The 9,053-nt window shown below is 75.4% G+C and carries 7 protein-coding genes and 1 pseudogene (1 of these 8 only partly in view); 1 reads left to right on the plus strand and 7 read right to left on the minus strand.

All coding sequences use genetic code 11. The features are described from left to right. The 7 genes and pseudogenes from C6N75_RS03055 to C6N75_RS03085 form a co-directional block, all read right to left on the minus strand. Positions 1-752: pseudogene (locus C6N75_RS03055) on the minus strand (alkaline phosphatase family protein) (it extends 467 nt beyond the left edge of the window). Beyond that, positions 749-1,933: a metabolite traffic protein EboE gene (eboE, locus tag C6N75_RS03060; protein WP_105867276.1), complete on the minus strand. Its 1,185-nt coding sequence runs from the start codon at positions 1,931-1,933 to the stop codon at positions 749-751. Before eboE ends, C6N75_RS03055 begins: the two are co-directional and overlap by 4 nt. Positions 1,934-1,935: 2 nt before the next feature. Then, positions 1,936-2,784 (minus strand): TatD family hydrolase, encoded by an 849-nt coding sequence (locus C6N75_RS03065; RefSeq protein WP_105867269.1) that lies wholly within the window; start codon positions 2,782-2,784, stop codon positions 1,936-1,938. Between the two features lie 561 nt (positions 2,785-3,345). Continuing rightward, complete coding sequence (locus C6N75_RS03070; protein WP_105867277.1) at positions 3,346-4,056, minus strand: EboA domain-containing protein; 711 nt, start codon at positions 4,054-4,056, stop codon at positions 3,346-3,348. Positions 4,057-4,211: 155 nt separating this feature from the next. After that, positions 4,212-5,081, minus strand: coding sequence for a sugar phosphate isomerase/epimerase family protein (locus tag C6N75_RS03075; protein ID WP_105867270.1), 870 nt, complete (start codon positions 5,079-5,081; stop codon positions 4,212-4,214). Then, complete coding sequence (locus C6N75_RS03080) at positions 5,078-6,172, minus strand: SCO3242 family prenyltransferase (RefSeq protein WP_105867271.1); 1,095 nt, start codon at positions 6,170-6,172, stop codon at positions 5,078-5,080. Before C6N75_RS03080 ends, C6N75_RS03075 begins: the two co-directional genes overlap by 4 nt. Continuing rightward, positions 6,169-7,305, minus strand: a complete 1,137-nt coding sequence (locus C6N75_RS03085; protein WP_105867272.1) for an inositol-3-phosphate synthase — start codon at positions 7,303-7,305, stop codon at positions 6,169-6,171. Before C6N75_RS03085 ends, C6N75_RS03080 begins: the two co-directional genes overlap by 4 nt. A gap of 742 nt (positions 7,306-8,047) precedes the next feature. On the opposite strand from C6N75_RS03085, the gene C6N75_RS03090 reads away from it, so the two are divergent. After that, positions 8,048-8,734 (plus strand): hypothetical protein, encoded by a 687-nt coding sequence (locus tag C6N75_RS03090; protein WP_146132472.1) that lies wholly within the window; start codon positions 8,048-8,050, stop codon positions 8,732-8,734. Positions 8,735-9,053: the final 319 nt, after the last annotated feature.

Below are 9,053 nucleotides of genomic sequence, written 5' to 3' on the forward strand. Positions count from 1 at the left end.
CGGCTGACGGGGGTGATGCCGTACTCGGAGAGCGCGACGACGGTGCGCCCCTCGGCGGCGGCGTCGGCGAGCAGCGGGGCGAGGGCGGCGTCGAGTTCGGCGGCGGCCCGGTGGGAGCGGGGGTCGTCCGGTCCGTGGCGCTGGAGGTCGTAGTCGAGGTGGGGGAGGTAGCACAGGGCGAGGTCGGGGGTGCGGGTGCGCAGGACGTGCCGGGTGGCGTCGATGATCCACTGGCTGGAGACGAGGTCGGCGCCGGGGCCCCAGAAGTGGAAGAGCGGGAAGGTGCCGAGCAGGTCGGTGAGTTCGCCGTGCAGGGAGGGCGGCCGGGTGTAGCAGTCGGGTTCCTTGCGGCCGTCGGCGTAGTAGACGGGGCGGGGGGTGACGGTGATGTCGGTGTCGGCGCCCATGGCGTACCACCAGCAGATGTTGGCGACGGTGTACCCGGGGTGCGCCCGGCGGGCGGCGTCCCACAACTTGTCACCGAAGACCAGCCCGTTGTGCTGACGCCACAGCAGCACCTCGCCGAGCTCCCGGAAGTACCAGCCGTTGCCGACGACACCATGGTGGGAGGGGAGGGCCCCGGTGAGGAAGGTGGACTGGGCGGCGCAGGTGACGGCGGGCAGGACGGTGGTCAGCGGGGCCCGGGAACCGGCGTCGCCCAGGGCGGTCAGGTGGGGCATGTGCTCCAGCAGGCGGGGGGTGAGCCCGACGACGTCCAGGACCAGCAGAGGCTGGGGAGCGGCGGTGGTCATCCGGTCTCCTTGAGGCCGAGGTCGAGCAGGAGGTCGTGTACCCAGGCGAGTTCGGCCGCGATCCCGTCGGTCAGCAATCCCCGGTCACGAGGGCGGTGTTCGGCGGGGAGCACCTGCCAGGTGTAGGTCTCCACCTCCAGGTGCCGGGTCAGCGGGGCGGGCCCGCCGACCAGCCGGGCGAGCGTGGTGCCCAGCACATCGGTGGTGGAGGAGAGGGGCGGCTGGGGAGCAGCGTGCAGCGGTACGTGGAAGTGGCACCGCCACGGTGCCTCGCGTGGCAGGCCACCGTCCGACAGAGCCTCCTGGAGGTCGTCGGCGCCCCGCACGGCACCGTCGCCGGTGCGGGTGCGCGTCTGGTGCAGATAGCGGGGTTCGGCGAAGGCCGCCAGGGCCCGGCGGACCTCAGGACGGTGCGGCTCCTGCGCGTGCAGGGCCGCCGACAACTGGGCCTTCACGATCGGGACCCCGGCCGCCAGCAATCCGTCGACGGCGGCGTCCGGCTCTTCGAACTGGGTCGCGACGTGGCAGGTGTCCAGGCACACGCCGATGTGCTCGAGCGGCGGGGCGCCGGGACCCGTCAGGGCCGCGACGGCGTCGGCCGTCGTCTCGACGACGCAGCCCGGTTCGGGCTCGAGGCCGATCCGGATGGTGCGCCCGGTCTCCGACCTGAGTACGTCGAGGTGTCCGGCGAGTTCCTCCAGGGCGGTGCGGGCGGCCCGCGACCGCTCGGGCCCGAAGGGAGGGTGGCGCCATGCCAGCGGGAGGGTGGAGACGCTGCCCTCGGTCACGTCCTCGGGCAGCAGGGCGGCCAGCACTCGCGCCAGGGCGACGGTGTGGTCCAACCGCGCGCGCTCGGTCCAGTCGGGGCGGTACACCCGGTGCTTGACGACGTCGTCGCCGAAACCCCGGTAGGGGAAGCCGTTGAGGGTCACGACCTCCAGGCCCCGGTCGCCGAGTTCGGCCCGCAGCGCGTTCAGCGCCCGGGGGTCGCCGCGCAGATCGCAGACCGCGTCGCGGGCCAGCCACAGGCCGATGCCGAGTCGGTCCCGCCCCAGTCGCCGGCGCACCGGCTCGGCGTACTCGCGCAGGAGACGGCGTACTCCCCGGAGGTCCTCCGCGGGGTGGACGTTCGTGCAGTAGGAGACGTGGACGGTGGAACCGTCGGGGTGCCGGAACCGCACGGTCACACACCCCCGCGAACGATCGAGTTGCCCTCGTGGGTGTCGCCTCGCACGCCGGCGACGAGGTCCAGGCGGCCACTGGCGCCGAAGAAGTCCACCGGGTTGCGCCACAGCACCTGGTCGACGTCTTCCTCCGCGAAGCCGGCGGCGAGCATGGCCTCGCCGACCCAGCGCGTGGAGAGGGGGTCGCTGCGGCCCCAGTCGGCGGCCGAGTTCACGAGTACGCGCTCCACCCCGTACTCCTGGAGGACGGCTACCATCCGGTGCGGATCCATCTTGGTGTCGGGGTAGATGGAGAAGCCCAGCCAGCAGCCGCTGGCGGCGGCCGCCCCGACGGTCGTCTCGTTGAGGTGGTCCAGGACCACGTGCTCCGGGGGGACGGCGGACTCGCGGAGGACGTCGAGGGTACGGCGCAGTCCGGCGGCCTTGTCGCGGTGCGGGGTGTGCACCAGCGCGGGCAGGTCGTGATCCGCGGCGAGTTGCAGCTGCGCGGCCAGTGCGTGGTCCTCGGCAGGGGTCATCATGTCGTAGCCGATCTCTCCGACGGCTACCACCCCGTCCTTGGCGAGGTACCGCGGAAGCAGGTCGAGGACCGGACCGCACCGGGGGTCGTTGGCCTCCTTGGGGTTGAGCGCCAGCGTGCAGTGGTGGGCGATGCCGTGCTGTGCCGCGCGGAAGGGCTCCCAGCCGAGCAGCGAGTCGAAGTAGTCGACGAAGCTGTCGGGGGAGGTCCGCGGTTGCCCGAGCCAGAAGGACGGCTCGACGACGGCCCGTACGCCTGCCGCGTACATGGCCTCGTAGTCGCCGGTGGTGCGCGAGGTCATATGGATGTGGGGGTCGAAGATGCGCATCGGGGCTCCGTGAGTCGTGGGATGACCGGTGTGGGGGGAGGTCGGATGCGGTGGGCAGGTGCCGGACCGGCCCTTCGACCGGGGGCCCGGCCCCTGGCCGGGCGCCGCCGGGACGGCCTGCGGGTCGCCCTCGTGGCCGCCGGCACCGGCCGCGGCGGGGGCGATGTCGCCGCCGCCGGCACGTCACCCGCCTGTTCGGCGACATCGGCGTGTCGACCGCGCGCCGGTCGGATCCGGTGGCCGGCAGGACGCGGGGGAAGGGGCCGCCTGAACGGCCTGCCGACCTGTCTTCACCGCGCCGCCGGGTGGCGGCCCGGCCGGTCCGCCGCCGCGTTCCGGGCCGGCGTGTCACGGGCGCCGCCTGCGCGTGGCGTCCCCACTGCCGTCGCGGACCGGACGGCCGTACGAGGGCCCGAAACGCGACTCCTGCCCCGACGAGCGCGGCCGGTGCCACGGGCGCGTCCGTGCCGTCCTCCCGCCGGATCGGGGGCGGGTCGGCGCGCCGCGGGTCTTGCCGCTCTCCGGTGCCTCCTCGTCCGTCGCGCGGGACGCTCGAGCGCGTCACGGAGAATCCTCCGGCGCGGAATCACCGGCGGCCAGGGCCAGCAGCCGCGGCAGGTCGTCCGGGACGCACCGGCCGGCCGCGGTGCGCTCGTCGGCGTGGGCCACGAGCATACGGGCCAACTCCGCGTCGCCTCGCGCGCGGCGCTCCAGGTCCGCCACGGTGGCCGCGGGGACACCGACGCCCAGGCACTTGAGCACGGCGTGACGCCATCCGTGGGCGTCCAGGTGGCGGGCGGCGTACGGTCCGACGGCGGCCGCCAGCAGCCCCGTGTCGTTGGTGCGCAGGGCGTCCTCGACCAGCGGTACGGCACTGTCGCCGAGGGCGAGGTGGGGCAGGGCCCGCAGCACGGCACGCCGTTCCGCGGCGGTGCCCTGGCGGTACAGGCGGTCCACGGTGGCCGGGCCGGCCGCGGCGGCCCGCAGGAGCAGCAGTCGCACGGCGTCCACCACGTCGGCCGGGCCCAGCGGCGCCGCGGTCCCGCGCCGGCGAGCGGTCGGAGGCGGGCCGCCTCCGTCCTGCGCCGCGGGGCGCGCGCGCAGGTCCTGCCCGTCGGGCGCCCGGCACCGGCGTCCGGCGGCGGCGAAGTGCAGTTCCCACCGGGGCGGGGCCGCCGGGCCGCCGGGCCCTGCGGCGACCGGGCGCTGCGCGGCGTCGGACAGCGCTTCCTCCAGCCAGTCCCGGGCCTCGGGCCTGAGCAAGGGCACCACCCTGTCCTCGACGTGCCGGAGGTCCGCATCACCGGCCGGGACGTGGCGGCTCGTGGACACCGCTTCCTCGGCGGGTCCCTCGCTCTCGCCGGTGACCTCCCCCGTGGCGCGCGCGGCGTTCACGGCCGGCCGGCCGGCGGAGGGCGCGTGTCCGGTCACGGCGTCCGTCCCTCCGCCCGGAGGAAGGCCAGGGAGGATGCCGCGAGCGCCGGACCGGCGTGCGAGTCGCGAGGGAGTTCGACGGTGACGAGACCGCCGAAGCCGACCTCTCGCAGGGCCGCGAGGACGGGCGGGAAGTCGATCTCGCCCTGCCCGAACGGGAGGTGTTCGTGCACACCGCGCCGCATGTCCTCGATCTGCACGTGGCGGAGGTACGGCGCGGCCTGGCGGACGCAGTCGGCCGGCGACTCGGGCTCCAGGCACTGGCAGTGGCCGATGTCCAGGGTCAGGCCGAGGGTCGGGGGCTCACCAAGGGACTTGCGCAGCCGCTGGAAGCCGGCCAGGTCCTCCAGCAGGTGCCCCGGCTCCGGTTCGACGGCGAGCGCCACCCCCGCCGCGCCGGCGGTGTCCAGTACGAGGGCCAGCGAGTCCGCCAGCCGCTGCCAGGCGGCGTCGTCGGTGGTGTCGCCGGGCGCCGGTCCGCTGAAGCAGTGCACGGTGTCCGCCCCCAGCTCGGCGGCCAGGCGCACGGCTGTCACCAGCAGTCCGATCCGCCTCGCCCGCGCGTCCGGGTCGGGGTCCAGGAGTGTGGGCTGGTGCTTGCGACGCGGATCGAGCACGTAGCGCGCCCCGGTCTCGACGGCGACACCGAGCCCCAGGTCCGCCAGACGGCGGGCGATGCCCCGGGTCTTGGCGGCCAGCTCGGCGGTGGGGGCCGTCGGGTCGAGGTGCATGTGGTCCAGCGTGAGCCCGACACCGTCGTAGCCGAGGTCCGACAGCAGGGTGAGGGCGTCCTCCAGCCGCAGGTCGGTCAGGCCGTTGGTCCCGTAGGCGAAGCGCGTCCCCGGTACCGTCCTCGGCGTCATGTCACGCTCACCCGTCGGGAGAGGTGGCGCATCGCGGGGAGCAGCGCGAGGACGGGCAGGGCCGCCAGTCCCGCTCCGTGCCGCAGGGCGAGGGCGGCCTGGAGCGGAATGACGGCGCGGATGCCGTCGCGTACTGCCCGGCGGGTGAGCTGCGGCGACGGATTGAGCGCGGCGTGGAGATGGGACCGCCCGGCGGTGGCCGCGTACACCGCCAGGGCCGCCGCCTGTCCGGCCGATCGGAGCCGACCGCGGCCGGTCGCCCGTCGGCCTGCCGCGGGGCGGGATCCGAGCACGCGGGCGACGAGGGCTGTGGTGGCCAGCGCGGCCACCGGCGTCGCGGTGGAACCGCCGTGCACCTCCCGGCGGGAGAGCATCGTGACCGCCGCGGTGTGAGCGCCCAGCAGAGCGGCCGATGCCAGTGCCGCGGCGGCCGGCTCCGGACTCCGCAGGCCTGGCGCCGACGGCCTCGGGGTGTCTGCCGCGGCGTGGGGGGCGGCTGTGCCCGCCGCGCCTGCTCGTACGGGGTGAGCCGCGGACGCCGCGCCCAGCAGCAGGTCGAGCGAACGTGCCGCCGCCATGACCGCCGGTCCGGCGGCGCTGTGCTTCATCCGCAGGTCGTAGGCCCACACCGTGCCGGCGAGGGAGCCGGCCACGAGGAACGCGGGCCGCCCCGCTCGTGCGGCGAGCATCAGGCCGGCAGCGGTGAGACCGCACGATGCGGCCAGAGCGGCGGCGGGGGTGATCCGGCCGGACGGCAGCGGGCGCTCCGGGCGTTCGACGGCGTCCACGTGGCGATCCGCCCAGTCGTTGAGAGCCATCCCCGCGGTGTACAGGCACAGCGAGGAGCCGATGGCGAACGCCGTACCGCGGTGAAGCGGCAGCCCCACCGCCGCTGTGCCGGCGACGACATCGCCCGGCACCGTCAACAGCGCTGGCAATCGCAGGAGTTCGGCCCAGGCGGCGACGCGATCCGCCGCGATCCCGGCCCGCTTGGCCGGCGCGGAGGCCGCCCGCCGGTCCCGGCCGGTGAAGGCCGGTGGGCGACCCGCCGGCGCCCGCGCGACGGTGTGCGGCGCGGGGGCGTCGGTCACACCGCCTCCCGGAGCTGCTCGGCGAAGGCCATCAGGGCGCTCCACTGGTCGGCGAGGTCACCGGGGCTCCCGGCGGGGGGGTCCTTGAAGAAGAACGCCAGCCCGGGAAGGGGGCCGGACAGGCCGGCGGCGTGTGCGGCCGCCGTCAGCCGGGCCAGGTCCAGCACGAGCGGTGCGGCGAGCGCTGAGTCGCAGCCCTGCCAGAGGGTCTGCATCACCATGCGGGTACCGAGGAACCCGTCGAAGACGGTGTGGTCCCACGCCGTCTTCCAGTCACCGAGCGCGGGCACGTTGTCGATGTGCACCTCCCCCTCGGGCAGGTGTCCCAGCGTGTCGGTGAGCACCCTGGTCTTGCCCGCGTTCTTGGCGGCCGCCGCGTCCGGGTCGGCCAGCGCGGCCCCGTCTCCGCCCCCGAGCAGGTTCGCCCCGGACCACGCCCGCACCGCCATGGCCCGTTGACGGAACATGGGGCCGAGGGCGGAGCGCAGCAGGCTCTGACCGGTCTTGCCGTCCTTCCCCGCGAAGGGGAGCCCCGATGCCGCGGCCGCCTCGGCCAGGGCCGGGTGGTCGATGCCGGCGGACGGGGTGAAGTTGACGTACGGACACCCCGAGCGCAGGGCCGCCACCGCGTAGAGGGCGCTGGCCGGCAGCCGCGCACCGCCAGGATCGCCGGGATCGCCGGCGGGCTCGGTCGACGCGACGTTGACCACCACCGCCCGGGCCAGCCCGTGCTCCCGGACGAACGACCCGATGTCCTCGGCGAAGACGGCGATCAGTTCGTCGTCATCGCGCACGTCACCGGCCACGCGCCCACCGGGCCGGACCGCGTTCTCGGCCGCCGCGAGCTCCCGGTGGACGGCATCCGGTACCCCGGACGGCAGCACCCCGCTCGCCACCAGCTCCTGGGCACGCTTCGGCAGCGACACCTCGGCGATGTCGTGGCCGCCGAACACCAGTGCGTCCAGCGGCGGGAGCCCGCACCCGTCGAACCCTGCCGTCTCGGTGACCATGCCAAGCGGTTCGTGCAGACCTGCGGCGAGCGCCGCGCACCCCGCCACGGCCGTGGTCGCCACCGAGCCCCTGGCCCCCACCAGCCACACTCCCGTCCGCTGCGCGCCCGCCCCGGTCACGATCCGCCCTCCCGGCGGCGGCCCGCGCGCCCTGCGGACGGGTGACAGTCGACGGAGCGGGGCGGCCGGGTCCGTTCGCGGTGGGTCGTTCGCAAGGGGTCTCCTCGGTTGGCGCAGTGTCCGGGGGCCGCCGCACCGGGGGCGCCGGTGCGGCCACCGGCCCGCTCGGGCCCCGCCGCACGCGTCGGGACGCGCTGCGGCAGGGGCTTTGTGCCCGTGTGCCGCAGGCAGCCGGCCCAGCGCGGCGCACTCTCCCCCGAAGGGGTGCTCTCGATGCCCCCTTCAGCGCAGCACCTTCGGAGTCCGGGGCCTTGGGCGGGGGAACGGCCCCGAGCCGAAGGACGTGGGCGTTCCTGGGCCGCAGCCGCCCACGGCGTGTCCTCCTGGTGTCGCCCGCGCGCCCGTCGCGTGCGTTCATGGCGAGGAGAACTCCTCTCCGGCCGGAGCGAGGGCCCGGCCGTTCCATCTGGAAGGGCGCAAAGTGGTTGCATCGATTGGACGGGGAGCCCGTCGCACTTCGGTTCTTGCGTGTCTGCTCGCCGGTGTCCTGGCGGCACCCGCGGCGGCGCACGCCGCCGGTCCCACGACGAGCCGGTCGACCGTCGACGTGAGCGTGAGCGACGCGGGCGTCGGCATGCCTGACGCCGTCCCCGCTGGACCTGTCGAGTTCCGCGTCTCGTCCGCTGACGCGCGACAGCACCTGCTCGAGATCTTCCGGCTGCGGGGGGACTCTCCCGTCCGGCGCGTGCTGGACGACCTGCGCGGCACCTCGCTGGAGAACCCGCCGTCCGTCGTGGCGGCCGCGGCCCGCGCGGTGGACCTCCGGGCCGAGTTCTTCGGCGGCGCGCAGGTCGACCGCGACCGCCCGGTGCGGGTCACCATCCTGCTGTGCCCCGGCACCTACCGCGTAGTCGACCTCAACCGGGTGCTGGCGGGCTCGAACCAGACCGAACGACTGCGGGTGCGCGGACACCACGACGCTTGCGACGCCTCGGGCCGGCGCTCCGACGCCGCGCACGACGACCGCCCGCAGGACACCGTGCGGCAGGGGGCCGCGACGTCCCCCACCCCCGAGGTACGACTGGTGCCCACGCCGGACGGGCCCCGCTTCGCGTCCCCCGGCGTCCTCCCGGCGTCCGGACCCGTGCGCTTCGTCAACGCCACTGCGCAGGGTGGAGAGATGCTGCTGCAACGGCTCCGCCCGGGAGTCACGGCCGAGCGGGTGCGTCAGGTGCTGGAGGACGGGCGCGCCGCCGGCTCCGTTTTCGACGGCCCCGCGTACGGTCTCGGCGGCCTGTCCGCCGGTCACCAGGAGACCCTCGGCAACCGCAGTGCGCCCGGTCGCTACGTGCTGATGTCCGACGCACCCGACATCAAGCGGGGCGTGTCGCAGGCCACGCTCGGCGCATGGCGGATCGTGCACCTTCGCTGACGACGAAACGCCGACGCGGCATCCGCCGGCTGGGCGAGGGGGCCCTCAGGGACGCCCCGTCGATCACGTGTCGAGCCAGCGAAGTGCGTTGGCCGGGGTGAGCCGGACGGTCGACGGCGGTCGGGGTGCTCGTAGGCACCGCGCGGGGACGTCGAGCGAGAGGACGGGGCGGCGGGGCGGGAGCCGGCGGAAGGCGTACATCGGACGGGGAGGGCACGCGGGTGCCGTACGGGCGCCGCGAAGGGGCGTGCACGGTCGGAGTGCGGATCGCGGAGCGACAGCGGGCGCTCCCCGGCCGGAGCCACTGCCGCCCCTCCCC

It is taken from the genome of Streptomyces solincola (genome assembly GCF_002982015.1).
Lineage (GTDB): Bacteria > Actinomycetota > Actinomycetes > Streptomycetales > Streptomycetaceae > Streptomyces > Streptomyces solincola.

What these genes read in the sequence shown, in the direction of transcription:
- C6N75_RS03065 (WP_105867269.1), bottom strand. Translation starts at nt 2,784, where the DNA reads ATGCGCATCTTCGACCCCCACATCCATATGACCTCGCGCACCACCGGC.
- C6N75_RS03075 (WP_105867270.1), bottom strand. Translation starts at nt 5,081, where the DNA reads ATGACGCCGAGGACGGTACCGGGGACGCGCTTCGCCTACGGGACCAAC.